This window comes from Streptomyces rubrogriseus (genome assembly GCF_027947575.1).
GTDB lineage: Bacteria > Actinomycetota > Actinomycetes > Streptomycetales > Streptomycetaceae > Streptomyces > Streptomyces rubrogriseus.
Map to the genome: position 1 here is coordinate 788760 of NZ_CP116256.1, position 26147 is coordinate 814906.

General features: G+C 72.5%; 19 protein-coding genes. 9 read left to right on the top strand and 10 right to left on the bottom strand.

Annotated features, from left to right (window positions below; all coding sequences use genetic code 11):
• Positions 1 to 39: 39 nt before the first annotated feature.
• The 5 genes from Sru02f_RS03440 to Sru02f_RS03460 all read right to left on the bottom strand — a co-directional run bounded on the left by Sru02f_RS03440 (position 40) and on the right by Sru02f_RS03460 (position 8100).
• Entirely contained in the window at positions 40 to 1746 is a 1707-nt protein-coding gene (locus Sru02f_RS03440) for an LCP family protein (RefSeq protein WP_174855188.1), read from the bottom strand.
• 206 nt (positions 1747 to 1952) lie between these two features.
• A complete protein-coding gene (locus Sru02f_RS03445; RefSeq protein ID WP_174855187.1) occupies positions 1953 to 3677 on the bottom strand; it encodes an LCP family protein in 1725 nt (574 codons plus the stop codon).
• 167 nt (positions 3678 to 3844) lie between these two features.
• A complete protein-coding gene (locus Sru02f_RS03450) occupies positions 3845 to 5575 on the bottom strand; it encodes an LCP family protein (protein WP_109034552.1) in 1731 nt (576 codons plus the stop codon).
• A 266-nt stretch (positions 5576 to 5841) separates the two neighbouring features.
• Positions 5842 to 7032 carry an LCP family protein gene (locus tag Sru02f_RS03455; RefSeq protein WP_109034550.1) on the bottom strand — a complete coding sequence of 397 codons (1191 nt, stop codon included), beginning with the start codon at positions 7030 to 7032 and terminating at the stop codon, positions 5842 to 5844.
• Positions 7033 to 7335: 303 nt separating this feature from the next.
• A complete protein-coding gene (locus Sru02f_RS03460; protein WP_167469764.1) occupies positions 7336 to 8100 on the bottom strand; it encodes a TIGR03089 family protein in 765 nt (254 codons plus the stop codon).
• Between the two features lie 139 nt (positions 8101 to 8239).
• Between Sru02f_RS03460 and Sru02f_RS03465 the strand changes: the two genes are divergently transcribed.
• Together Sru02f_RS03465 and manB are read left to right on the top strand one after the other, a co-directional pair.
• Entirely contained in the window at positions 8240 to 9490 is a 1251-nt protein-coding gene (locus Sru02f_RS03465) for a peptidoglycan recognition protein family protein (RefSeq protein WP_109034546.1), read from the top strand.
• Between the two features lie 103 nt (positions 9491 to 9593).
• Positions 9594 to 10676: a mannose-1-phosphate guanylyltransferase gene (gene manB / locus Sru02f_RS03470; protein ID WP_109034545.1), complete on the top strand. Its 1083-nt coding sequence runs from the start codon at positions 9594 to 9596 to the stop codon at positions 10674 to 10676.
• Positions 10677 to 10874: 198 nt separating this feature from the next.
• Here manB and Sru02f_RS03475 read toward each other — a convergent pair whose 3' ends face one another.
• The 4 genes from Sru02f_RS03475 to Sru02f_RS03490 form a co-directional block, all read right to left on the bottom strand.
• Positions 10875 to 11855, bottom strand: coding sequence for a DNA-3-methyladenine glycosylase family protein (locus tag Sru02f_RS03475; protein ID WP_109034543.1), 981 nt, complete (start codon positions 11853 to 11855; stop codon positions 10875 to 10877).
• 98 nt (positions 11856 to 11953) lie between these two features.
• Positions 11954 to 13297 carry a coenzyme F420-0:L-glutamate ligase gene (locus Sru02f_RS03480; protein ID WP_109034542.1) on the bottom strand — a complete coding sequence of 448 codons (1344 nt, stop codon included), beginning with the start codon at positions 13295 to 13297 and terminating at the stop codon, positions 11954 to 11956.
• On the bottom strand, positions 13294 to 14253 hold the full coding sequence (gene cofD, locus Sru02f_RS03485) for a 2-phospho-L-lactate transferase (RefSeq protein ID WP_003975775.1): 960 nt from the start codon (positions 14251 to 14253) through the stop codon (positions 13294 to 13296). The genes Sru02f_RS03480 and cofD overlap by 4 nt, the downstream gene beginning before the upstream one ends.
• A 71-nt stretch (positions 14254 to 14324) precedes the next feature.
• Positions 14325 to 14819: a cysteine dioxygenase gene (locus Sru02f_RS03490; protein ID WP_109034540.1), complete on the bottom strand. Its 495-nt coding sequence runs from the start codon at positions 14817 to 14819 to the stop codon at positions 14325 to 14327.
• Between the two features lie 687 nt (positions 14820 to 15506).
• Here Sru02f_RS03490 and Sru02f_RS03495 point away from each other — a divergent pair.
• The 3 genes from Sru02f_RS03495 to Sru02f_RS03505 all read left to right on the top strand — a co-directional run bounded on the left by Sru02f_RS03495 (position 15507) and on the right by Sru02f_RS03505 (position 21279).
• On the top strand, positions 15507 to 15770 hold the full coding sequence (locus tag Sru02f_RS03495; protein WP_003975777.1) for a WhiB family transcriptional regulator: 264 nt from the start codon (positions 15507 to 15509) through the stop codon (positions 15768 to 15770).
• Positions 15771 to 15958: 188 nt separating this feature from the next.
• On the top strand, positions 15959 to 19774 hold the full coding sequence (locus Sru02f_RS03500; RefSeq protein WP_109034539.1) for a glycosyltransferase: 3816 nt from the start codon (positions 15959 to 15961) through the stop codon (positions 19772 to 19774).
• Entirely contained in the window at positions 19771 to 21279 is a 1509-nt protein-coding gene (locus Sru02f_RS03505) for a DUF5719 family protein (protein ID WP_109034537.1), read from the top strand. The genes Sru02f_RS03500 and Sru02f_RS03505 overlap by 4 nt, the downstream gene beginning before the upstream one ends.
• 28 nt (positions 21280 to 21307) lie before the next feature.
• Here Sru02f_RS03505 and Sru02f_RS03510 read toward each other — a convergent pair whose 3' ends face one another.
• Entirely contained in the window at positions 21308 to 21760 is a 453-nt protein-coding gene (locus tag Sru02f_RS03510) for a metallopeptidase family protein (protein ID WP_063628643.1), read from the bottom strand.
• Positions 21761 to 22054: 294 nt separating this feature from the next.
• Between Sru02f_RS03510 and Sru02f_RS03515 the strand changes: the two genes are divergently transcribed.
• The 4 genes from Sru02f_RS03515 to Sru02f_RS03530 all read left to right on the top strand — a co-directional run bounded on the left by Sru02f_RS03515 (position 22055) and on the right by Sru02f_RS03530 (position 26126).
• On the top strand, positions 22055 to 22477 hold the full coding sequence (locus tag Sru02f_RS03515; RefSeq protein WP_109034535.1) for a DUF3499 domain-containing protein: 423 nt from the start codon (positions 22055 to 22057) through the stop codon (positions 22475 to 22477).
• A gap of 149 nt (positions 22478 to 22626) precedes the next feature.
• Positions 22627 to 24243, top strand: coding sequence for an L-lactate permease (locus tag Sru02f_RS03520; protein ID WP_109035000.1), 1617 nt, complete (start codon positions 22627 to 22629; stop codon positions 24241 to 24243).
• A gap of 91 nt (positions 24244 to 24334) precedes the next feature.
• On the top strand, positions 24335 to 25699 hold the full coding sequence (locus Sru02f_RS03525; RefSeq protein WP_109034533.1) for a phosphomannomutase/phosphoglucomutase: 1365 nt from the start codon (positions 24335 to 24337) through the stop codon (positions 25697 to 25699).
• Positions 25700 to 25955: 256 nt separating this feature from the next.
• Positions 25956 to 26126 carry a Trm112 family protein gene (locus Sru02f_RS03530; protein ID WP_061444380.1) on the top strand — a complete coding sequence of 57 codons (171 nt, stop codon included), beginning with the start codon at positions 25956 to 25958 and terminating at the stop codon, positions 26124 to 26126.
• Positions 26127 to 26147: the final 21 nt, after the last annotated feature.

The following is a 26147-nucleotide window of genomic DNA, read 5'->3' on the forward strand; positions in this document are numbered from 1 at the left end:
CCGTCGCCGCCCTGTCAGACGTACGACAGGCCCCTCAGGTCAACTGGCGCACAGCTTCTGGTCGGCCGTGGACTCGGTGTCCAGGTCCGGCTTCTTGACGGAGCCGTCGAGTTTGACGCCGGCGCCCTTGAAGTCCTTGCCGAGGGTGAGGGTCATGGTGGGCAGGCCCTGGGAGTTGGTGACGCTCTCGCCGGGCTTCATGGCGGCGCCGGACAGACCGAGGATCTCGGCGAGGGCGCGGGCCTGGTCGGCCTGGTCGGGGGCGTACTCCAGGGTGGTCTTCGCGATGTCGGCGGGGGCGTTGCCCGCGTTCTCGGACTTGGAGACCCCGGCCTGGGTCTGCAGGTAGGCCAGTTCCTGCTGGGCGCTGCCGGCGGGGGCGCCGCCGTTCATGACGCGGACCCGGACCTCACCGGGCTCGGACTTCTCGCCCTTGAGCCGGGCGGCGACCGCGGCCTTCTCCTTCTTTTCCTTCTGCTCGACCTCGGTGAAGGAGATGTCGTTCTTGATCATGTCGAAGACCTGGGGGCCCTTCGCCTCGTTCACGACCACCGTCGCCTTGACCTTCTCGGCGGGGTTGTCGATCACCGGCACCGTGGTGAACGTGATGTTCTTCGTCGGCACCTTCTTCAGCTCCAGGGCGATGTCCTTGAGCGTGCCCACCTTGCCGATGGCGCTGTCCACGGTGAGGGCCTTGGTCGCGGCCTCGGCGAGTTTCACCAGCTTGGTGGGGCTGGTGAGGGTGTCGCCGGAGGCCATCTTGCGCATGAGCGAGCCCAGGAACTGCTGCTGCACCTTGATGCGGTCCAGGTCTCCCTCGTTGCCGAAGGCGTGCCGGGTGCGGACGAAGGCCAGGGCCTGCTCGCCCTCGACCTTGGACTCGCCCGCGGGCAGCTTGAGATGGGACTTCGGATCGTCCACGGCGTGCTCCACGCACACGTCGACCCCGTCGACCGCCGTGGTCAGCGTCTTGACCGCGTTGAAGTCGGCCATCATGAAGTGGTCCGGCTTGATGCCGGTCGTCTCCGCCACCGTGCGCATCGTGCAGCCCGCGTCCCGGCCGAAGTCGCCGAGGCTCTGGTTGAAGCGGACGCCGGAGGTACCGGGGATGACCTTCTTCGTCCCGTCCTCCTGCGTCGTCTCGCAGTCGGGGATGTCGACGATCAGGTCGCGGGGGATGCTGAGCGCCGTGGCGTTGGAGCGGTCCTCGGCGACGTGCAGCAGGATGTTGGTGTCCGCGTGCCCGGCGCTGCCCTTGTCGCCGTAGCCCTCGTTGCCCTCACCGGTGCGCTTGTCGGTGCCGATGATGAGGATGTTGAAGGCCTCGTCCTTCTTGAAGCTGCTGCTTCCGGCGGTGCCCACGTCCGTCGTCGAGACGTTCCCCTCGAGGTGCTTGAGGTAGACGTAGCCGCCCACGCCGGCCACCAGGACGACGAAGGCCATGCTGCCGCCGGTCCACAGCAGGACCCGCTTGCCCCTGGACTTCTTCTTCTCCGGCCGGCGTCCGCGCCGTCCGGGCGCCGGCGCCTCGGGCTCCGGACGGCGCCGCCGCTGGGGCGGCACCTCACGGCCCGGAGCGGTCGTACGGCGCCCCGTCGCGCGGGGTCCGTCCGTGCGGGGCCCCGGGACGGGCGACTCCGGTGCGGAGGGGGACAGTCGCAGTTCGTATTCACCGGTCCGCGGATTCAGCACCCACTGGTCTGCGGGATCGACGTCGTCTGCCCGCCCACGTCCTTGCGCGTCCACGGTCTCCCAATCCTCCGTCGGGGGCCACGCGGCACCTTCCTCTGAAGGTGCCCGGTAAAGAGTCAACAAGTGCACGACGCCAGGGCGGACCTCGCGGCAGGGGGCACCGGAGCGCTCACACTATCCGCCCGGTTCGGCGTCGAACGACTCTGGTGTCACGATCGTCACCCCTACAACAGGGCATTCCCTCCTATTTTCGTGAACTCCTACCATCGGTAGGGCTTGTAGACGTCCATGCACTTGCTGGTGTCCGAGCCGTTGATGGCGTCGCTGGTCTCCGGCAGGTCTCCTGCCTCGGGCGTCTTCTGCTTCGGGTAGGACGTCCCCTCGCGCCAGTCAGCTCCCACGACGAGAGTGATCCCGGACACGTCGGTGGACTTGCGCACCGCGTTCGCGGGGATCCCCAGCGCCTCGGCGACGCGCCGCGCGTCGCCCGCCAACTCGTCGCTCGGGTACCGGACTACGGTCCGCTCCTCGGAGAGCGCCGCCGAGGTGTCCTTGACCGCCTTGGCGAAGCCCTTGTCCACCAGCGTCCCGGCGATGTCGCCGGCCCGGCCGGTGACCGGGCCGAGGGTGGCCGAGCGGGTGGCGTTCCGGACGAGGACGCCGATCTCGGAGTCGGCGGCGGGCTCGTCGGAGGGCTGCCCGGCGTCGCCCGGCGCGGCGGCGCCGTCTCCGGCGGCGTCCTTGCCGTCGGCCGTGCCCGAGCCCTTCTTCTCCTTCGTGCCCTTGTCGTCGAAGGACACGTCGTCGCGGAGCATCGCCCACATCTTGTCGGCGTCGGGGGCCGGAAGCAGGTGGTTCTCGTCCTCGGGGTCCTCGACGGTGGGGATCGTCGTCATGGTGAGGCGGTCCGTGGGCACCGTCTTGAGCTGCATGCCCAGGTCGTACAGCTTCTTCACGGTGCCGATCTCCTCGGAGACCGTCAGCGACTTCGTCGCGGCCTCGGCCAGGTCCATCAGCCTGCCCGCGTCCGTGAAGACGTTCTGGCTCTTCAGCGTGCGGATCATCGAGTTCATGTACATGTGCTGGGCCCGGGCCCGCAGCGGGTCGCTGCCCCAGGCGTGCCGGGTGCGCAGCCACTGCAACGCCTGCTCGCCCTCGACCTTCTTCCGGCCGGCCGTCATCTTCAGGCCGGAGCCGCCGGGCACGCCGGGCAGCGGGCGGTCCCACACGTTCTGGTTCACGCACACCTCGACCCCGCCGATGGCGTCCGCCATCGACACCACGCCCGCGAAGTCGATCGTCATCCAGTGGTCGATGTAGACCCCGGTGAGGTTCTCCCAGGTGGCCAGGGTGCAGCCGGCGCCGCCACGGGCCAGCGAGGTGTTGATGATGGCGTTGGTCGCCGGGAACCTCTCCCCGCTGTCGGGGTCCTTGCAGGCCGGGATGTCGACCCGGGTGTCCCGGGGGATGCTCACCACCGAGGCGCTCTTGCGGTCGGCGGACAGGTGGATCAGCATCTGCACGTCGGCCAGCGGCGGGTTGTCGCGGTGGTTCTTGCCGCCGCCCAGCGCCACGTTGGCGGCGGAGGCGCGGCTGTCGGAGCCGAGCAGCAGGATGTTCATCGGCGTCTGTCCGGCCGCGTTCGGCTCGGCCTTGTGCGCCTTGGAGTCGCCGCTGCTGCGCTCGCCCTTGTCGATGTTGCCGTTCAGGTGCTGGTAGTAGAGGTATCCGGCGCCGGCCGTGCCGAGTATCAGCACCGCGAGGGTCGTCGCGGACCATCGCAACGCCCGGTGCCGGCGCCCTCCCGCGCGCCGCCGCCCGGAGCGTCCGCCGTTGCCGCTGCTGCCGCTGGTGCCGTCCGAGCCGCCGTGCCCGGCCGTTCCCGTGCCGCCTTCGTCACGGCCGCGGTGTCCGGCTCGCCTGCCGCGGGCGTGCCGGACCGTGTCGGGTCGCGTTCCCTCCCCGCGCACACTGCTCTGCGTCATGCCTCTCCCACCCTCGGACCCGCGAACGTGCTCCCGCACGCGACCTGTTCGCACAGTTGGACGTACGAAGCCTCGCGTTGGCTGTACGACGCCCGGTGGTTTGTTCGCGGTTGGACCGGTCGACCGCTGGACTGTCGTACTGTCAGACGCGCGCGGGGCCCCTCAGGTCACTTCGCGCACTCGACCTTGTCCGCCGTGGACTTCTGGAGGTCCTCCGGTGCCTTCGCGGAGGTGGCGTCGAGCTTGACCCCGGCGCCCTTGAAGTCCTTGCCGAGGGTGAGGGTCATGGCGGGCAGGCCCTGGGAGTTGGTGACGCTCTCGCCGGGCTTCATGGCGGCGCCGGACAGACCGAGGATCTCGGCGAGGGCGCGGGCCTGGTCGGCCTGGTCGGGGGCGTACTCCAGGGTGGTCTTCGCGATGTCGGCGGGGGCGTTGCCCGCGTTCTCGGACTTGGTGACGCCCGCCTCGTTCTGGAGGTAGGTCAGCTCCCGCCCCGCGCTGCCGGACGAGGCGCCGCCGTTGAGGACGCGGACGCGGACCTCGGAGGGCTCGGACTTCTCGCCCTCCAGGCGGGCGGCGACCGCGGCCTCCTCCTTGTCCTTCTTCTCCTTCTCCTGCTTCTTGACCTCGGTGAAGGAGACGTCGTTCTTGACCATGTCGAAGACCTGCTGGGCGGGGCCGTCCTTGAGGACGACGGTCACCGGCGTCTTCTCGGCCGGGTTGTCCTTCACCGGGACCGTGGCGAAGGTGAGGTTCTTGGTGTCGAGCTTGCCCAGCTCCAGACCTAGGTCCTTCAGCTTGCCGATGCTCTTCAGCTTGGCGTCGACGGTCAGCGCGTCGGTGCCCGCCTCGGCCAGCTTCACCATCTTCGTCGGGCTGGTGAGCGTGTCGTTGGACTTCAGCTTGCGCATCAGCGAGCTGAGGAACTGCTGCTGGAGCTCGATACGGCTCAGGTCGCCGCCGAATCCGACGGAGTGCCGGGTGCGGACGAAAGCGAGCGCCTCCTCCCCTTCGACGGTGTGCTTGCCCGCCGAGAGGTTCAGATGCGAGTCGGGGTCGTCGATGTCCTTCGCCAGACAGACCTCGACCCCGCCGACCGCCGAGGAGAGGGTCTTGACCGCGTTGAAGTCGGCCACCATGAAGTTGTCGGGCGTGACGCCGGTCAGCTCGGTGACGGTCCGCATGGTGCAGCTGGGCGTACGGCCGCTCTGGCCGAGGCTGGTGTTGAAGCGGACGCTCGTGGAGCCCGGGATGACCTTCGTGCTCCCGTCCTCCTGCGTGGTCGGGCAGTCGGGGACGTCGACGATCAGGTCGCGCGGGATGCTGAGGGCGGTCGCGTTGGAGCGGTCCTTGGAGACGTGCAGCAGGAGCGTGGTGTCGGCGTGGCCCGCGCTGCCCTTGTCGCCGTAGCCGTCGTTGCCGGAACCGGTGCGCTTGTCCGTGCCGATCAGCAGGATGTTGATCGCCTGGTCCTTCTGGAACCCGCCGGTGCTCGCGCCGTCGTCGGGGAGGGCCTCGATGTTGTCGTTGAGGTGTTGCAGGTAGAGGTATCCGGCGGCGCCGACGGCGAGGACGACGAACGCCATCGTGCCGCCGGTCCACAGCAGGATCTTCTTGCCCCTCGACTTCTTCTTCGCCGGACGCCGACGATCGCGCCGGCCGGGGGGCGGTTCCTCGCCACCGCGCCGGCCGGGCGGCGGCTCCTCGGGCGTCGCGCGGCGTCTGCGGGGCGCGGGAACCTCGGGGGCCGGTGCGGAGGTGGCCCGGCGGGGCCTGGGGACGGGTGACTGCGGTGCGGAAGGGGGCAGTCGCAGTTCGTAGTCACCGGTGTCCGGATTGAGTACCCACTGGTCTGCGGGGTCGATGTCCTCCGCCCGCCCACGGCCTTGCGCGTCCACGGTTGTCCGAATCCTCCGTCGGGGCCACGCGGCGCCCTCCCCTCCGGGCGCCCGGTCTCGCTCACGTCAGTTCAGTGCGTGGCCGGGGCAGAAGTCCGCGGCCGGGTACACCGGATCGCTCACACTAACCGCCCTCTTCGGCGTAGGGCGACGGCAGTGACGCATTCCACGAACCTTACAACTGGGCAATCCGGCGCATTTCTCGGACAATTGTCCGCGCGTTCGTGTCCGCCTTGCGTGCGAGTGGCTCCTTCTTGGAATGCGCTTTACTCGCAGACGTCGTCGTCGGCGGTGTTCCCGCTGAACGTGGGCGCCGGGGAATCGGTGGCACGGGGTTCACCGGAATTCTCCGTACCGCCCGTCGAGTCCCGTCGGGAAGCCGTGACCGTCACGGGCTCGTCCGTGCGCAGGCGGGTGAACAGCTTCTCCGCGGCGGGCTGCACCAGCTGGTCCCGATTGGCGTCGCCCGAGTAGGACTCCCGGGGGACGGTCAGGAATTGCACACGCTCGGTGGGAATCCCGCGCAGCCCGCGCACAAGGTCGTACAGATCGCGCAGACTCGCCAGACCCGGATCCGTGGTGAGCGACGACGTGGCGGCGTCCAGAACGGGGTACAGCTTCACCGGATTCAGCAGCACGTCATTGCTCTGCACCTTGCTCACGAGCGCTCCCAGAAAACGCTGCTGCCGGTCCATCCGGTCGGTGTCGCTGCCGTCGCCGAGCGACTTCCGCGCCCGGACGTACCCGAGCGCCTGCTCCCCGTCGAGCGTTACCCGGCCCGCGGGCAGTTTCAGCTTGGCGTCCTTGTCGTCGACCGGCTTTCGCAGGCACACCTCGACGCCGTCGAGCGCGTCGACCATCTCCTTGAAACCCTCGAAGTCGACGACGACGTGGTGGTCGATCCGGATGCCGGTCAGCTTCTCCACCGTACGGATCGAGCATGCCGAACCGCCCGCGGCGAAGGCGTAGTTGAACTGCTGGAGCGCCGGTTCGGTGAGTGACCCGTCCGGCCGGTGGCAGCCGGGGACCTGCACCATCAGGTCGCGGGGGAGGGAGACTGCGGTGACGCTGTCCCGGCCCGCGGCCAGGTGCAGCAGGATGGTGGTGTCCGACCGCTCGGTCCCGGAGTCCCGCCCGTAGCGGGCGTTGCCGTCCCCGGCCCGCGAGTCCGACCCGATCAGCAGGACGTTCTGCGCGCCGCGCACCAGCGAGGTGGGCCGCTCCTTCTCGTACCGGGCGAGTTCGGCCGCGGCCGCCTCGTCCGCGGTGATGTTGCCGCTCAGCTTGGCGTACACCGCCCACCCGACGCCCACCGCGCCCCCGGCCAGCACGACGACCACGATCCCGGCGATCCCCATCCGCCGCCTGCGTCGCCGCCGCTTCAGCCCGGCCCCGCTCGCGGACGCCCCGTCCCCCGGGCCGCCGCCGGAGCCCGCCGTGCCCGCGTCATCGCCCACACCTGCCTCCGTCCACACCCGCACGCTGCTACGACCATGCCCCGAGCAGCCCCGAAGGACAGAACGCAGGTAGGCCGAACGGGCGGCCCCCTCCCCGCAACCTGCGGGCACGCAAGGCGCTCCGCCCCCAAGCTGCGGGCATTCGTGCCGCCTGGGGCGGCACGGGTGGGCGCAGGCGGCGCCCCGTCAGCGCCGGGCCGCGCACCCCACCCCGCGCCGCCACCGACGCCGGGCACCGGCCGGTACCGGTCACCGACTCGCCGGCGTCACCTCAACGCCGGTTCACCAGCCACCCGGCAAAACTCACCGCGCCGTCGCCGAAACCCGCTCCGCCTCGATCCGCTGATCCACCACACCCGCCCCCGCCAGCTCCAGATGCCGGCACAGCACCACCGACCCCCCACTCGCCAGCGGCCCGTACAACCCCGCGCTCAACCCCTCCCACGTGTCGTACGGCAACCCCGACAGAATCCGCACCCCCGGCCCGGTGAGCCCCAGCCCCGACGCCTCCGCCCGAGCCCGCTCCACGACCTCCGCCCCGCTGAACTCCCGCCCGGCCACGATCAGCGCCGGCGCCTCCGGGTCCACCGGCGCGTACGGCACGAACCGGTCCCCCTGCCCCGGCACCTCCACCGCGTAATCGGCGAAGCCCTCCGGCGGGGCCGGCGCGAACCGACCCCCCAGCGGCCGCAGCGCCAGCGCGATCCGCGCGCCCGAGCACGCCCGCGCCGCCTCCAGCGACTCCGGCTCCGGCCCGCTCACGACCACGTCCGCCGCCCCCGGATCACCCGCCACGTCGGCGACGACACCCACCGACGCGCACGCCAGCAGCCACACCGCCGTCTGCCAGTGCGCGGGCAGCAGCAGCGCCACCCGGTCGCATGGTTCGACGGAGAGTTCGTCCTGGAGCAGGTTGGCGGTCTTGGCCACCCAATTGGCGAAGGTGGCCACGGACAGTTCGACGCGTTCGCCCGTGGCGTCGTCGTAGAAGGTCACCAGGGGGCGTCCCGGGTCCGCGGCGAGCGCGGAACTCAGCAGGTCGGCAGGGGTGCGGTCGGTCGCGTTCACCCGCGCAAGCGTACGCGGGACGGTCAACGCGCACCGAGCGCACGGCGGACCGGGCCACCACCGGATCGGACCAGGACACCCTACGACCCGTCAGATTCCAAATGGACATATTTGTAAGACCATGTCCAATATCAGGGGCATGCGTGGATTCCTAGCTTCCTCGACCGGTGTCACGTGCGCGGCGGCCCTGGCCCTCCCGCTCGCCCCGCCCGCGGCAGCCGCCACCTCCTCGGCCCCACCCGCGACGAGTTCGACCGCACGGCCCGGCGCGTACGCCCCCGGCGGCACCCAGTCCCTCCCCCTCGCCCCCTTCGCCCGCGACCGTGCGCCCGGCGCACCCGGTGCGGCCGAACAGGGCCTGCGGCGCTCGGACGTACGGCGCTTCTCGCTCGTCGGCGTCGTCTGGGACAGCCCCGGGACCGAACTCCACGGTCGCGTCGAGGTCCGTACCCGTGCCACCGCCACCGGCGCCTGGTCCGGCTGGCAGGAACTGGAGACCCACAACGCCGACCACGCCGCCGACCCGGGCACCCCGGAGAGCGCATCGGGCCAGGTCCGCGGCGCCACCGCACCGCTGTGGGTGGGCGAGTCCGACGGCGTCGAGGTCCGGGTGCGGGCCGGGCACAAGCCCGGTGCCGCCCGGTCCGCCGCGCCACTACCCGCCGGTCTGCGCCTCGAACTCGTCGACCCCGGCAGGGACGCCCCGCCACCGACGAACCGTGCGCAAACCCGGACGGAACCCGCCGTACTCCCCGCGCTTCCCGCGCGACGGAAGGCCGGGCCGCACATCGGGCCCCGCCCGGCCATCACCACACGCCGCGGCTGGGGCGCCGACGAGAAGCTGCGCGAGAAGGGGTTCGTGTACACGAAGAAGGTCAAGACGGCCTTCGTGCACCACTCGGCCACCGGCAACAACTACCGCTGCTCGCAGGCACCGTCGGTCATCCGCGGCATCTACCGCTACCACGTGCGCAGCATGGGCTGGCGCGACCTCGGCTACAACTTCCTCGTCGACAAGTGCGGACACGTCTACGAGGGCCGGGCGGGCGGCGTGTCCAAGCCGGTGCTGGGCGCCCACACCCTGGGGTTCAACTCCAACAGCATGGGAATCGCCGTGCTCGGCACGTACGGCTCCAAGAAGCCGTCGTCGGCCGCGCTGAAGGCGATCGCCCGGCTCACCGCGTGGAAGGTCGGGCTCTACGGCATGAATCCGCGCGGGAAGACATACCTGAAGTCCGGGGGTGGCAACCTCTATCGAAAGGGCAAGAAAGTACGACTGAACGTCATCTCCGGTCACCGCGACGGCTTCGCGACGAACTGCCCCGGCACGAAGCTCTACGCCAGGCTCGGCACCGCCCGTTCGAAGGCGGCGCAGTACCAGGGCCGCTGAGGGCGGGCACCGCGCGGTCGTCGAAGGCACCGTGGAACGGTCTGCATACACTGGCCCGCCGAAAGACAGTTCGGCCGGTCCCGGCAGGAAGCAGAGACGACAGGTGACAGAAGCGATCCTCCTGGTCGGCGGCAAGGGCACGCGGCTGCGGCCGCTCACGGTGAACACGCCCAAACCCATGGTCCGGGCCGCCGGGGTGCCGTTCCTCACGCACCAGCTGGCGCGGGCCAAAGCGGCCGGCGTCGAACACATCGTGCTCGCGACGAGCTACCTGGCCGAGGTCTTCGAGCCGTACTTCGGTGACGGCTCGGCACTGGGCCTGCACCTCGAGTACGTCACGGAGGAGGAGCCGCTCGGCACCGGTGGTGCGATCCGCAACGTGGCGTCCCGGCTGCACTCGGGCCCCGACGAGCCGGTGCTGATCTTCAACGGCGACATCCTGACGGGCCTGGACATCGGGGCGCTGGTCCGCACCCACGAGACGACGGGCGCGGACGTCTCCCTGCACCTGACGCAGGTGACCGACCCGAGGGCGTACGGGCTGGTCCCCACGGACGACACGGGCCGGGTGCTCGCCTTCCTGGAGAAGCCCCAGACCCCCGAGGAGATCGTCACCGACCAGATCAACGCGGGGGCGTACGTCTTCCGCCGCTCCGTCATCGACACGATCCCGGCGGGCCGCCCGGTCTCGGTCGAACGCGAGACCTTCCCGGAACTCCTCGCCACCGGCGCGCACCTCCAGGGCATGGTCGACTCCACGTACTGGCTGGACCTGGGCACCCCGGCGGCCTTCGTCCGCGGCTCGGCCGACCTGGTCCTGGGCCGCGCCCCGTCCCCGGCCGTACCGGGGCGCTGCGGCGACCGCCTCGTGCTGCCGACGGCACAGGTCGCGCCCGACGCCAAGCTGACCGGCGGCACGGTGGTCGGCGAGGGCGCCTTCGTGGCGGAGGGGGCGCGCGTCTTCGGCAGCACGATCCTGCCGGGCGCCGTCATCGAGCCGGGGGCCGTCATCACCGACTCCCTCATCGGCACCCGCGCCCGCGTCGGCACCCGGTCGGTCCTCGCCGACACGGTCATCGGCGACGGCGCGGTCATCGGCGCCGACAACGAACTCCGCTCCGGCGCCCGAATCTGGTGCGACGCCCACATCCCCCCGGCATCCCTCCGCTTCTCACCGGACACGTGATCTCCCCGGTGCCGCCGTAGCTGGGGACAGTCGCGTGCCGCCATAGCTGCGGGCAATCGTGCCGCTGGGGCGGCACGGGTGGGCGATGGGGGTACCTCCCAGGCCGTTCAGGCACTGGGGGAGGCACCCCGCCACGCCGGGCTGCGCACCCACCCGCCGTCCACACCCACCCAGGGTGCGACGGGAACGCCGGACCAGCTACAACCGCTCGATCCCCCGCGGAGCCATCCGCGGCGCCCGCCTCCCCGGCACCCGCCCACTCAGCAACACCAACCGAGCCGCCCGATGCCGCTGCCCCGCATACGGCTCGAGCAGCCGCAGCATCTCCGCGTCGTCCGCATACCGGTCCCCACCCAGCGCGAACCCCACGATCCCCGGCAGATGCAGATCCCCCACCGTCACCGCGTCCGGCGCCCCATGACTGCGCTGCACGGTCTCCGCCGACGTCCACGGCCCCACCCCCGGAACGAGCTCCAGCCGCTCCCGCGCCGCCGCCGGCTCCATCCCCGCCGCCTCCTCCAGCCGCGCGGCGACCCGCACGGCCCGCAGGATCGTCGACGCCCGCTTGTCGTCCACCCCGGCCAGATGCCACTCCCAGGACGGGATCAGCGCCCACGTCCGCGCCGCCGGCATCACACACATCCGCCCGGGCGCGGGCCCCGGCGCCGGCTCGCCGAACTTCCGTACCAGCAGCCGCCACGCCTGGTACGCCTCCAGCGTCGTGACCTTCTGCTCCAGGATCGACGGGATCAACGACTCCAGCACCAGCCCGGTCCGCGTCAGCCGCAGCCCCGGCCGCCGATGGGCCGTGACCGCCAGCAGCCGGTGCCGAGGCACGAACGCGGACGGGTCGTCCTCGGCGCCCAGCATCAGCGGCAGGCGCTCCAGCAGCCACTCGGCCCCGGGCCCCCAGGCCTCGCCCCGTACCTCGCCGCCGCGCGCGGTGACCCGCAGCGTGCCCGGCCCGGCGGGCGTCCGGCCGGTCCGCCACACCGACCCGTCCGGCATCGTCCGGAACGTCGGATCGCCCGGCCCGCGCCGCAGCGGACCGAGCACCAGCCCCAGGTCCAGCGGCCCGTCCGGCGCCCACACCCGTACCCGGCCCGGCGCGAGCGCCTGCCGGGGTATCCCGTCGCGCACGACGGCGCGCGGGGGCCGGGGAGCGAAACGTCCTGCCACGAGTGAGGTCCTTGGGCGAATGGGGAAGAGGAGACGAGGAGAGAGGAGAGCTGAGACGAGGAGAAACGGAGAAGGGAGCCCCTACGAGGGTAGAGGGCTCACCGCACCTCGATGAACGCCTCCGCGTCCCGCTCCGGCCTTGCCTTCGGCTCCTCGGCGGGATGGCCGACCGCCACCGCCCCCATCGGGTCCCAGTCGCCCGGCAGCCCCAGCACCTCCCGCACGACGTCCCGGCAGAACATCGTCGAGGACACCCACGCGGAGCCCAGCCGCTCCCCGGCGAGCGCGACGAGCAGGTTCTGCACCCCTGCGCCGGTGGCGACCACGAACATCTCCCGCTCGGCCGCGTCGCGGCGCACGTCCCCGTAGGTGTGCGAGCCGTCCATGACCAGGCAGGGGACGACGAGGTAGGGCGCGTTGCGCAGGACGTCGCCGCGCCGCACGCGCTTGGCGACGGACTCCTCGCTCTTGCCGTCGCGCCGCAGGTCCGCGATCCAGGCGTCGCGCATCGCGTCGAGGAGCCGGGTGCGGGCCTCCCCGGACTCCAGGAGCACGAACCGCCACGGCGTCGTGTGGTGCGGCGCCGGCGCGGTCACCGCCGCGGCCACCGCCCGCCGTACGGCGCCGGGATCGACCGGCTCGTCCGTGAAGGCCCGCACCGTACGACGCTGGGTGACCGCCTGGCGCACCGCCTCCGAGGTGCCGAGGCGGAACATGTCGTCGCGCGCGCCGCGCACCATCGCCCGCGCGCCCTCGCCGTCGTCCTCGGCGACCACCTGCGGCAGCCCGCGCAGGACGGCGACGGGCAGGCCCGCGGCCTTGCCCTTGACCAGGTCGCCCGCGGCGGCCAGCTCGTCCGCGGTGGCGACGACGGTGGCGCCGAGCGGATTGCCGTACGCGTCCGTGCCGCCGCGCAGGTCGTCCAGGACGCGGACGCCCGCGGCACCGATCGCCACGTCCGTGAGCCCGGCCCGCCAGGGGCGCCCGAAGGTGTCGGTGACGATGACGCCGACGTCCACACCGAGCGTGTCGCGGAGTCCCTCGCGGATGCCGCGCGCGGAGGCGTCGGGGTCCTCGGGGAGCAGCAGTACGGTCCCGGCCGGGGTGTTGGAGGCGTCGACGCCCGCCGCCGCCATGACCAGGCCCTGGCGGTTCTCGACGATGCGCAGCGGGCCGCGCCGGGCCACCACCCGGACGGTCTCCGCGTCGATCGCGGCCTCCCGGTCGGCGGCCTCGACGACCCGGCCCTCGGCCTTGGACACGATCTTGGACGTGACGAGCAGCACGTCCCCGTCGGCCAGCGCGGGCTCGGCGGCCGCGATCAGCTTGGCCAGGTCGTCGCCGGGCCGCACCTCGGGCAGCCCGGGCAGCGCCCACACCCGGTAGCCGTCCCGGTCGGCGCCCCGGCGGCCGGGAGCGGCGTCGCGCGTCCCGTCGCTCATGCCTCCCGCACCTCCTCCGCCAGCGTCAGCGCCTCCCGGGCCATCTGCGCCGTCGCGTCGAGGTCGGTCATCATCAGCGGTACGGCGCGGCAGAGGACGCCGGCCGCCCTGACCCGGGTGACGGCGTCCGCGTCGACCGTGTCGACCAGCCAGCCGTCGAGCAGGCCCGAGCCGTAGTGCTCGGCGACCGCGGCGGCCGTGGACTCCACGCCGACCGCGGCGAGCACCTTGTCGGCCATCCCGCGCACGGGCGCGTCGCCGACGATGGGGGAGAGGCCCACCACCGGCACCCCGGCGTCGGCGATCGCCTCGCGGATGCCGGGCACGGCGAGGATCGTGCCGATGGAGACGACCGGGTTGGAGGGCGGGAAGAGGATCACGTCCGCCTCCCCGATGGCCTCCAGGACACCGGGGGCCGGCTTGGCCTGCTCGGCGCCGACCGGCACGACCGCCTCGGCGGGCACGGAGGCGCGCAGCCGCACCCAGTACTCCTGGAAGTGGACCGCCTTGCGCTCCCCGTCCAGCTCGACCGCGACATGCGTCTCCACGCGGTCGTCGGTCATCGGGATCAGGCGCACACCGGGCTTCCAGCGGTCGCACAGCGCCTCGGTCACCGCGCTCAGCGGAAAGCCCGCGGTGATCATCTGCGTCCGCACGATGTGCGTGGCGAAGTCGCGGTCGCCGAGGCCGAACCACTCGGGGCCGACGCCGTACGCCGCCAGTTCCTCCTTGAGGTGGAAGGTCTCGTCGGCCCGCCCCCAGCCCTGCTCCTCGTTGATGCCGCCGCCGAGCGTGTACATCACCGTGTCGAGGTCCGGGCAGACCTTCAGCCCGAAGAGGTGGATGTCGTCCCCGGTGTTGCCGATGACCGTGATGTCCGCGTCCGGCGCGGCCTGCCTGAGACCACGCAGGAACCGGGCACCACCGATGCCGCCTGCCAGAACCACAATGCGCATGGCCCCAGTCTTGCAGGCGGGTACGACAGTGCGTCAGCCAGTCGTCACCGCGTCAGCCAGTCGTCACCGCGTCAGCCGGTCGTGACCGCGGCGGCCGAGCACTGCGGGGAGTGCATGGGCATCTCGGTCAGGCCCGGGTAGTAGACGTGCAGGCTGACCGCCGGCTCCAGCGCGTCGTTGACCACCTCGTGCACGTACCCCGGCGCGAACACGCGCTGCGTACCGGCGTCCAACGCGCGCGTGCCGCGCTCCGTGCGCTCGGTGAGGGTGCCCTCCAGGACCGTCCACACGCCGGAGGAGGGGCCGTGGTCGTGGCGTCCGCTGCCCTGTCCCGGCAGCCAGGACAGCAGCCAGACCTCGTACCCGGGGCCGGTGCGCAGCCGGTGGTACCAGCGGGTCGTCGCGTCGTACCGGACGAGGTGGCCCCACTCGGAGCGGTCGGCGGCGACGGAGCGGAGCAGACCGGCGAACTCGGCGACGGTGGCCGGGTGCTCGCGCGGAGCCTGCAGCAGGTGGGGGACTTCGAGGATGTCGCCGGCGATCTGGAGGTCGCTGTCGCTGTTCATGGGTGCGGTGGTTCCTCAACGGAAGAGTGCGGCTGAGCGGAGCGAATGACGAAGCACGCCCTGGTGGGGCGGGAACGGAGCAGTCGAGTCGCGTGGACTCGGGGACAGCCGGAGCGCGGTTGGCTCAACAGCTGGAACAGCGGCAACAGCTACAGCGAGCGCGGGCAGCACCGTGGGACCCGGCGATGCGGGTCGAGGCGAGCACCAAGTTCGCGAGCATGCCCCCAAGGACAGCGGTTCACACAGGCACTGTCAACTCGATGACCGTTATGTGGGACATGTTTCACCTCATCCGGTTGATCGTCCTGCCGAAAGGTTTGCTCAGACGGCTTCCGGGACACATGGCGCACAAGCCGGGCGCACAACCCCCGTTGCGATCCCGTGATCCGAATGTGATCAGGTTCGCTTCGGCGCGTGTATCGGAACGGGATCGAACGCCGGGTCGTCCTTCCTGGTGCGGGCGCGAATCGGGGCGGGTGTCCCGGTGGACCTCATTGGTATGTCGAGGTTTATGGCGATTTGAACACTTACTGCATGGGCTTGGTTCCGCAGAGTGAATAAGGGGCCCAATAGCAGATCTCGGCTTGACTCGCCCGGAGCAGCACACTTGTAATTTCACTCGTGTCGTTCAGCCGGAATCGGTAACGGCTAGATCACGGGGACGCGAAAGACAGACGAGGGGCGCACATGACCGAGCTGGTGCAGCAACTGCTGGTCGACGACGCGGACGAGGAACTCGGCTGGCAGGAGCGCGCACTGTGCGCCCAGACCGACCCCGAGTCCTTCTTCCCCGAGAAGGGCGGCTCCACCCGCGAGGCCAAGAAGGTCTGCCTGGCCTGTGAGGTCCGCTCCGAATGCCTCGAGTACGCCCTTGCCAACGACGAGCGCTTCGGCATCTGGGGCGGCCTGTCCGAGAGGGAACGCCGCCGTCTCAAGAAGGCCGCGGTCTGAAAGCGCCGCCCGACGCGGCGGCGGAAACGGCCCGAACAGCGAGAACGGCCCGTCGCGGGTGGGTTGTCCACAGGCGGCGGGCCCTCTTGCTGCCCAGCCGATAGTGTGGGCGCTCGTCCGAGACGCCCCGCCACCCTCAACGGGCACGGGCGTCCACCGCAGTCCACCGAACCGGGGCCCGTACCTCGATGTCCGTGCAGAGTCACCCGGCAGCCCAGCAAGACCTCGCTGCCGCACCTGAGTTCCCGCGTCACGTGGTGACCGCGGTCCTCGTCGCCCACGACGGAGCCCGCTGGCTGCCCGACGCGCTCGCCGGGCTGCTGGGCCAGGAGCGCCCCGTCCAGTACGCCGTGGCCGCCGACACCGGCAGCGCCGACGACTCCTCCCGGCTGGTCGCCGAAGCCCTCGGCGACGACCGAGTGCTCCACCTCGCCCGGCGCACCGGCTTCGGCCAGGCCGTGGAGGAGGCCGCCCGCACCGCCCCCGTCCTCACCCCCGAGGACCTCCCGTACCTGAGGCGGCCCAGCGGCTGGGACCCCGTCACCCGCTCCTGGCGCGACGACGCCTACGACATGCCGGAGCTTCCCCACGGGGAACCGGTCCAGTGGCTGTGGCTGCTGCACGACGACTGCGCCCCCGAACCCGAGGCCCTCGCCCAGCTGCTGCGCGTCGTGGACACCGAGTACGAACTCGGCCGCGACGACGTCGCCGTCGTCGGCCCCAAACTGCGCGGCTGGTACGACCGCAGGCAGTTGCTGGAGGTCGGCGTCTCCATCGCCAACTCCGGCCGCCGCTGGACCGGCCTGGACCGCCGCGAGCAGGACCAGGGCCAGCACGACCACGTCAGGACCGTGCTGTCGGTGTCCACCGCCGGCATGCTGATCCGGCGCGACGTCTTCGAGCGGCTCGGCGGATTCGACCGCAGGCTGCCCCTGATGCGCGACGACGTCGACCTGTGCTGGCGCGCGCACGCCGCCGGACTGCGCGTCCTCGTCGCCCCGGAGGCGGTCGTCCGCCACGCCGAGGCGGCCTCGCGCGAACGCCGCGCCGTCGACTGCGCGGGGCGCACCACCGCCTCACCGCACAAGGTGGACAAGGCCGGCGCCGTCCACACCCTTTTGGTCAACGTCCGCACCGCCGTCCTGCCGTGGGTGCTGCTGCGCGTCGTCCTCGGCACGCTGCTGCGCACCGTCGCCTACCTCGTCGGCAAGGTTCCCGGTCAGGCCCTCGACGAGATCCGGGGCCTGCTGGGCGTCCTGCTGCGGCCCGAGCGGATCATCGCGGGCCGTCGCGAACGCGGCCGCCCGCAGGTCGAGAAGGACGAACTGCGGCCCCTGTTCCCGCCCCCGGGCGCGACCGTCCGGGCCACCGTCGAGCAGGTCGCGGGCGACCTCTTCGGCAGCTCGGACGCCGAGGCCGCCGCGGGCGCCGGACGGCACGGCGGGGGCATCGAGTCCGGACCGGGCGGCGACGACGCCGACTTCCTGGAGATCGAGCAGTTCGCCCGCCTCAAGCGCATCGCCCGCAAGCCCGGCCCGGTGCTCTTCCTGGTGCTGCTGCTCGTCTCGCTGGCCGCCTGCCGGGCGCTCCTCGGCGGCGGTGCCCTGGCGGGCGGCGCGCTGCTGCCCGCACCGGCCGGCGCCGGTGAGCTGTGGTCGCGGTACGTGGACGGCTGGCACACGGTCGGCGCCGGCGGCACCGCCTCCGCACCGCCCTACCTGGCGATCGTCGCCACCGTCGCCTCCCTGCTGCTCGGTTCCACCGGACTCGCCGTCACCCTGCTGATGGTCTGCTCGGTGCCGCTGGCCGGTGCCACCGCGTACTTCGCCTCCCGCCCGCTGGTCCCCTCCCGGCTGCTGCGCGCCTGGGCCGCCGTCGCCTACGCCTTCCTGCCCGCCGCCACCGGCGCGCTCGCCGGCGGCCGCATCGGCACCGCCGTCCTCGCCGTACTGCTGCCGCTCATCGCGCGCGCGGGCGTCGCGGCGGCCGGCCTGTCGGGCTCCTCCGGCGCCCGCGGCAGCTGGCGCGCCACCTGGGCGTACGCACTGCTCCTCACCGTCACCACCGCCTTCACGCCCGTGGTGTGGCCCGTGGCGCTGGTCCTCGGCATCGGGGTGCTCGCCCTGCGCCGCGGCGAGATCACGGCGTACGGGCCGCGCTTCCTCGCCCAGCTCGGCACCCCGCTGCTGCTGCTCGCCCCCTGGTCGTTGTCGCTGCTGCCGTTCGGCTTCTTCGACGAGGCCGGGCTCGAGTACGGCTCCTCGGCCGCCTCCGCCCTCGACCTGCTCGGCGCCAGCCCCGGCGGCCCCGGCACGGTGGGCGGGCTGCTCCTCCTCGGCATCGTGCTGGCCGCGCTGGCCGCCCTGCTGCGCTCCGAGCGGCAGTTGGGCGTCCGGACGGCCTGGGCCGTCGCCCTGGTGGCTCTGGTCTTCTCGGTGCTGTCCAACCGCTCGGCCTGGGCCGGCCCCGCCACCCTCGTCTACGGCATCGCCCTGCTGTCCGCCGCGACCCTCGGCGCCGACGGGGCGCGTTTCCGCGTGGCCGAGCAGAGCTTCGGCTGGCGCCAGCCGGTCGCCGCCCTGATCGCCCTCGCCTCGGCCCTCGGCCCGCTGATCGCCGCCGCCGGCTGGATGTTCGGCGGCGCCGACGGCCCCGTGGAGCGCCGCGATCCGGTGCAGGTGCCCGCGTTCGTCGCCGAGGAGAGCCACACCCGCGACCAGGCCCGCACCCTCGTCCTCGACAGCGACTCCGCCGCGCACGTGGGCTACATGCTGGTCCGCGGCTCCGGCGCCCGCCTCGGCGACGGCGAACTGGCCTCCGGCGACGGCGGGAACAGCACGCTGGACAAGGTCGTCGCCAACCTCGTGGCCGGCTCCGGCGCCGACCAGGCCGACCAGCTCGGCGGGTTCGCCGTGCGCTACGTGCTCGTGCACAAGGGCGCTCCCCGCGAGGTCATGCGCGTCCTGGACGCCACGCCCGGACTGAGCAGGCTCAGCCAGCAGGACGGCAGCGGACTGTGGCGGGTGGACCGGGAGGTCGCGCGCGCGACCATCGTCTCCGGCGACAAGGCCGCAGCCGGGAAATCCGGTGGCGGCGAGCCCGAGCCCGTGGCGGCCGGACCGGTGGAGATCCACACCGACATCAAGGGCGGCCCCGAGGGCCGTGTGCTGCGCCTCGCGGACACCGCCGCCGAGGGCTGGACCGCCACCCTGGACGGCAAGCCGCTCACCCGCACCACGGTCGACGGCTGGGCCCAGGGCTTCCAACTCCCCGCCTCCGGCGGTCGGCTGGACGTCACCTACGACGACCCGTTCACGCACACGGCCTGGCTGTGGGCGCAGGGACTCCTCGCCGTCGTCCTGGTCGTCCTCGCCCTGCCCGGCAGGCGCCGTGACGTCGACGACGACCTGCCCGACGAGCCGCTCGTCCCCGCCCAGCCCGTCGAGGGCGAAGGACGCCGGGCCCGGCGGCTGCGGGCCCAGGCCGAGGCGGAGGCCGAAGCCGAGGCCGGGGCCTTCGCGGAGGCGGACCCGGGCCCCGAGGCAGCGGGTGACGCCGCCGAGGTACCCGAAACACCGGTGCAGGCCCCCGTGCCGGTCCCGCAGCAGCAGGCGTACGGCGAATGGGACGCGACGGGCTACACCGGCGCCGGTTACGGCTCCTACGACGGCGGCTACGGCGGTGAGCAGTACCAGGGCGCCCAGCAGTACGACCCGGGCGCGTACGGACAGCAGCCGTACCAGGCGGCGGACCCGTACCAGGCGGACGCCTACCAGGGCGGTCACGGCGGCGAGGGCGGTCAGGGCGCGCAGTACGGGGCGGGGCAGTACGACCCCTACGCCTACGGCGACCCGGCGCAGGCTCAGGAGGGCGGGTACGACCCCGCCTACGACCAGTCGTACGGACAGGGCGGATACGACACGCCGTACGACCCTTCCCAGCCCCAGCAGCCCCAGCAGCCGCACGGCACGGGCAGTGAGCGTCCCGACGGGAGCCAGCAGTGAAGCGCACGACCCTGTCCCTGATCGCCTGTGCGACGGCGCTCGCCGCCGTCACCGGGTTCGCGGCGGTGTCCTCCCCGGAGGACTCCGGCACGGACACCGCCGCACCGGCCGCCCGGCTGCCCGTGGAGCGCACCAGTCTGCTGTGCCCGGCGCCCAGCACCTCCGACCTCGCCGAGACCGCGTACACGTCCTTCACGCCCGTCACGCAGGGCGCCGACGAGAAGGGCAGCGCCGCCCTCGTGGCGGCGGAGTCGGCCGACGCCAAGGACGGCGGAAAGTCCGACGAGAAGGGCGGGAAGGACGGCCGGCAGGAGAAGCCGGTCCTCCAGCCCAAGGCGCCCGGCACTCCCGTCGCCGGGAAGGCCACCGGCGCCGACACCCCCGCGTTCATCGGCACCGCCGAGGGAAGCAGCGCGCCCGGCTGGACGGTCCAGCAGACGACGGAGGTCGCCGCCGGGACGGGCCGGGGCCTACAGGGCGTCAACTGCACCGCGCCGGACACGGAGTTCTGGTTCCCGGGCGCCAGCACGGCGGCCGGCCGCACCGACTACGTGCACCTGACGAACCCCGACGACTCGGCGGCCGTCGTCGACATCGAGCTGTACGGCAAGGACGGAGTCCTCAAGTCCACGGTGGGGGAGGGCGTCACGGTGCCGCCGCACGGCAGCGAGTCCCTCCTGCTGTCCACGCTCAGCGACGTGAAGCAGACCGACCTGACCGTGCACGTCGGCGTGCGCAGCGGACGGCTCGGCGCCGCGGTGCAGGCCCTGGACGACAAGACCGGCGGCGACTGGCTGACCGCGGCCGCGGACCCGGCGGGCGACCTCGTACTGCCGGGCATCCCGAAGGACGCCACCGCCGTCCGCCTGGTGCTGTTCACGCCCGGCGGCACGGACGCCGACCTGAAGGTGCGGCTCGCCTCGCCGTCCGGGCTGATCACGCCCGCCGGTCATGAGACGGTGCACGTCAAGGCGGGCATGACCACCGGCGTCGACCTCGGTGAGGTCACCCGCGGCGAGGCGGGTTCGCTGGTGCTGACGCCGACGGACCGGTCCGTGCCGGTCGTGGCCGCGGTCCGGGTGGTGCGGGGCAAGGGCGACGAGCAGGAGTCCGCGTTCATCCCGGCCTCCGACCCGGTCGGTGCGCGCGCGACCGTCGCGGACAACCGCGCCAAGAGCACCACGCTGGCCCTCTCCGCGCCCGGCAAGGAGGCGCAGGTCAAGGTCACGGCGTCGGCGGGCACCGAGGGCGGCACGACGGCGACCAAGACGTACACGGTCAAGGCGGGCACCACCCAGAACGTCGACGCACCGGTTCCCGCGGGGCTCAAGGGCTCCTACGCGCTGACCGTCGAGACCGTCTCGGGCGGCCCGGTCCACGCGTCCCGCATCCTGACGGGTTCGGACGACGACGTGGCGGCGTTCACCGTCCAGACCCTCCCCGACGACCGGGGCACGGTCTCGGTGCCGAACGCGGACGAGGACCTGTCGGTGTTGCAGAAGTAGCGGCGGCGGGGCCGGGGCCCTCCGCCGCTCAGTCCTCCCCGTACCGCGGATCCACCGTCTCCGGCGTCAGCCCCAGCAGCTCCGCGACCTGCTCGACGACGACCTCGTGCACCAGCAGCGCCCGCTCGTCCCGCCCCTTGGTCCGGATCTCCACGGGTCGCCGGTAGACGACCACCCGCCCCCGCCGCCCGTCCCGCGAGGGCACCATGCCCCCGAGCGGGACCGCCTCGTCGTTCCAGGCCTCCCCGGCCTCGGCCGGGCGCGGCACGTCGAGGACGAGGAAGTCGATGTCGGCGAGCTGCGGCCAGCGCCGCTCCAGGCGCTCCACGGAGTCCTGCACCAGGTCCGCGAACACCTCGCCACGGCTCGCCGCGAGCGGCACCTGCGGGGGTGCGACCGGGCCGCGCATGCCCCGACCGTGGCGATCACGACGGCGGGGTCCTGGGCGGCCGGCATCACGGGGCGTCACGGGGTTGTCCATCACTGGTGAAGGGTAGTCCCCGCCGAGGGCGCGCGCCCGACCGCACACGCGCCGCGGGCGGCGTGGCAGCGGTGCGTTCCGCTTGTCGCCGGATGACCATTCCAGCCAAGGTTGGGCGCGATTCCGCATCTCTCCGCGACCGTGGAACTCAAGGTAAATGTCGTTGTTTGTATCGGGTCATGACCGCTTCCCGGGCCGCGCCGGGCCCCCCGAACCGGGGTCCGCGCAGGTCGAAGTGGCCTGTTCGGCAGGGTTCGTAGCACGTTTCACGCCACGACACGGGGGTGTGACCCGGTGGGGAGTCGTCGCGGCCCGCTCAAGAGTGCGGTACCGTCCAACATCGTGAGCCCTGTACGTCGCTGTTCGCGCACCGCCTGCGGCCGTCCCGCCGTCGCGACGCTGACGTACGTCTACGCCGACTCGACCGCGGTCCTCGGCCCGCTCGCCACCTACGCCGAACCCCACTGCTACGACCTGTGCGCCGAGCACTCCGAGCGCCTCACCGCCCCGCGCGGCTGGGAGGTCGTCCGCCTGCTCGACGGATCCGCCCCGGCCCGCCCCAGCGGTGACGACCTGGAAGCGCTTGCCAACGCGGTGCGCGAGGCGGCCCGGCCCCAGGAACGGGCGGCCGAGGCCGGCGGCGGCGCACGCACGGCCGACCCGATGGAGGTCGCGCGCCGCGGCCACCTGCGCGTGCTGCGCTCGCCGGACAACTGAGCCCCGTTCGAGGCACCCGCACCTTTCACTCGCAGTGGCCTCGGTCACATCCGTTGCTGCACACCCATTGACGCCTCCTTGTCGCGGACACGACCATTCCGGAAGCCGCGAGGAATCGCTTTCGCATGGCGGAATCCGGGGAGGCGTCCGTGTACGTGCAGGAACTGGAACCCGTCGCCGGTTCGCTCGGCCTGTCCGCCCTGGTGGCGGCCCTGCCACTGGTGATCGTCCTCGTGCTGCTGGGCGGCGTCCGCATGAAGGCGCACCTGGCGGGCCTCATCGGCCTCCTGGCCGCCGTACTGGTCGCCTGGCTCGCCTACGGCATGCCGCTCGACCAGACGGCCTCCAGCGCCGTCCAGGGAGCGGTTTTCGGCCTCTTCCCCATCCTGTGGATCGTCGTGAACGCCCTGTGGGTCTACCGGATGACCGTCCGCACCCGGCACTTCGACATCCTGCGCCGCTCCTTCGGCCGGCTGTCCGACGACCCCCGCATCCAGGCCCTCGTCGTCGCCTTCTGCTTCGGCGCCCTCCTGGAGGCCCTCGCCGGCTTCGGGGCGCCCGTCGCGATCTGCTCGGTCATGCTCGTCGCCCTCGGCTTCGACCCCGTACGCGCCGCCGTCGTCTCGCTGGTCGCCAACACCGCACCGGTCGCCTTCGGCGCGATGGGCACCCCGGTGGTGACGCTGGCCCAGGTCACCGGGCTGCCCCTGGACGACGTCGCCTCCGTGGTGGGCCGCCAGACGCCGCTGCTGGCCCTCGTCGTACCGCTGCTCCTGGTCGCCCTGGTGGACGGGCGGCGCGGACTGCGCGAGACCTGGATCCCCGCGCTGGCCTGCGGGGTCGCCTTCGCCGTCGCCCAGTTCGTCGCCTCCAACTACGTCTCCGCCCAGCTCGCCGACATCGCCGCCGCCCTGATCGGCGCCGGTGCGCTGGTCGCCGTACCGCACTCCCGCCGGCCCGCCGCCGAGCCCGTACGGGCGTCCGTGCTGACCGGCGCGCGCAGCGAGGAACTGGACGAGCGGGACCCCGCCCGCGAGGTCGTACGGGCGTATGCGCCGTACGCGCTGATCGTCGCCGTGTTCTCCGTGGCGCAGATCCCGGCGGTCAAGGACTGGCTGGCCAAGGCCACGCAGTCCTACGACTGGCCGTTCCTGGACGTGCTCGACCCCGAGGGCAAGCCGGTCGGCGGCAACGTCTTCTCCTGGCCGATCGTCTCCACCGGCGGCACGCTCGTGCTCTTCGCCGGGCTGGCCACCGCCGTCGTCCTCGGCGTGCACGCGCGCGTGGCGGTCAAGGAGTGGCTCGCGACCGTGCACGAACTGCGGTTCGCGATCCTCACCGTCACCTCGGTCCTCGCCCTCGCCTACGTCATGAACCTCTCCGGGCAGGCCGCCACCATCGGCCACTTCGTCGCCGCGGCCGGTGCCGGACTCGCCTTCCTCTCCCCGGTCCTCGGCTGGTTCGGCGTCGCCGTCTCCGGCTCCGACACCTCCGCCAACGCGCTCTTCGGCGCGCTCCAGGTGACCGCCGCGCGGGAGTCCGGCCTCTCGCCCGAGCTGCTGGCCGCCGCCAACAGCTCCGGCGGCGTCCTCGGCAAGATGATCTCCCCGCAGAACCTCACCATCGCCTGCGCCGCCGTCGGGCTCGCGGGCCGCGAGGGAGACCTGCTGCGCAAGGTGCTCCCCTGGAGCCTCGGCCTGTTGCTGGTCATGTGCCTGATCGTGGTCGGGCAGTCCACGGCGGTCCTCGGCTGGATGCTGCCCTGACGCTGCCCGGCCTCAGGGAACCGCCCGGGCGGTCCGCCGGTCCTTACGGGGTAGTTTGTGGGCTCCGACAGGACTTTCAGGAAGGTTGGCCGTGGCTGCTGATCTGTCGCAGATCGTGAAGGCGTACGACGTGCGCGGTGTCGTCCCGGACCAGTGGGACGAGTCGCTGGCCGAGCTGTTCGGCGCGGCCTTCGTCGAACTGACCGGCGCGGACGCCATCGTGGTCGGCCACGACATGCGGCCCTCGTCCCCCGGCCTGTCCGGCGCCTTCGCGCGCGGCGCGGCGGCCCGCGGCGCCGACGTGACCGGGATCGGCCTGTGCTCCACCGACCAGCTGTACTACGCCTCAGGCGCGCTCGGCCTGCCGGGCGCCATGTTCACGGCCTCGCACAACCCCGCCCGGTACAACGGCATCAAGCTGTGCCGCGCGGGCGCCGCCCCGGTCGGCCAGGACACCGGCCTCGCCGAGATCCGCGCCCTGGTGGAACGCTGGAGCGAGGTGGGCGCCCCGGAGCCGTCCGCCCGCCCCGGCACGGTGACCCGGCGCGACACCCTCGCCGACTACGCGGCCCACCTGCGCTCCCTGGTCGACCTCACCGGCATCCGGCCCCTCAAGGTCGTCGTCGACGCGGGCAACGGCATGGGCGGCCACACCGTCCCCACGGTCTTCGCCGGCCTGCCCCTCGACCTGGTGCCGATGTACTTCGAACTGGACGGCACCTTCCCCAACCACGAGGCCAACCCGCTCGACCCGGCCAACCTCGTCGACCTCCAGCGGCGCGTCCGCGAGGAGGGCGCCGACCTCGGTCTCGCCTTCGACGGCGACGCCGACCGCTGCTTCGTCGTCGACCAGGACGGCGAGCCGGTCTCCCCGTCCGCCGTCACCGCCCTCGTGGCCGCCCGCGAGCTGGCCCGCAACGGCGGCAAGGGCACGGTCATCCACAACCTGATCACCTCCTGGTCCGTCCCCGAGGTCGTACGGGAGAACGGCGGCACACCGGAACGCACGCGCGTGGGCCACTCCTTCATCAAGGCCGAGATGGCCAGGACCGGCGCCATCTTCGGCGGCGAGCACTCCGCGCACTACTACTTCCGGGACTTCTGGAACGCCGACACCGGCATGCTGGCCGCCCTCCACGTCCTCGCCGCCCTCGGCGAGCAGGACCGCCCGCTGTCCGCCCTGGTCGCCGCCTACGACCGCTACACCGGCTCCGGCGAGATCAACTCCACCGTCGATGACCAGCAGGCCCGCCTCGCCGCGATCCGGGCCGCCTACGAGGGCCGCGACGACGTCACCGTGGACGACCTGGACGGCCTCACCGTCCAGGCGCCCGACTGGTGGTTCAACGTCCGCCCCTCCAACACCGAGCCGCTGCTCCGCCTGAACGCGGAGGCCCGCGACGAGGCGACGATGACGAAGGTCAGGGACGAGGCCTTGGCGATCATCCGCGCCTAGCCGCAGCCGCGGACCTCGTGCAACTCCCCGGCCGCCGCTGCGGGCAGTCGTGCCGCTGGGGCGGCACGGGTGGGCGGTGGGGGTACCTCCCAGGCCGTTCAGGCACTGGGGGAGGCACCCCGCGAGCGCCGGGCCACGCGACCGCCTCCCCAGCACCAACGCCGGGTTCAAGATGGGCCACCCGCACGAGCCCCGCCCCGGCGGTACCCTGACCAGCACATCCACACAAGCCCCACCGCCCCCGAAGGGAACCCCCATGCCGCTCGAAGCCGGCCTCCTGGAGATCCTCGCCTGCCCCGCCTGCCACGCCCCCCTCGAGGAGCAGGACGCGGAGCTGATCTGCACCGGCCAGGACTGCGGCCTGGCCTACCCGGTGCGCGACGGCATCCCGGTCCTTCTCGTCGACGAGGCCCGCCGCCCCGAGTAACCGCCGGCCAGGCGACCGGCA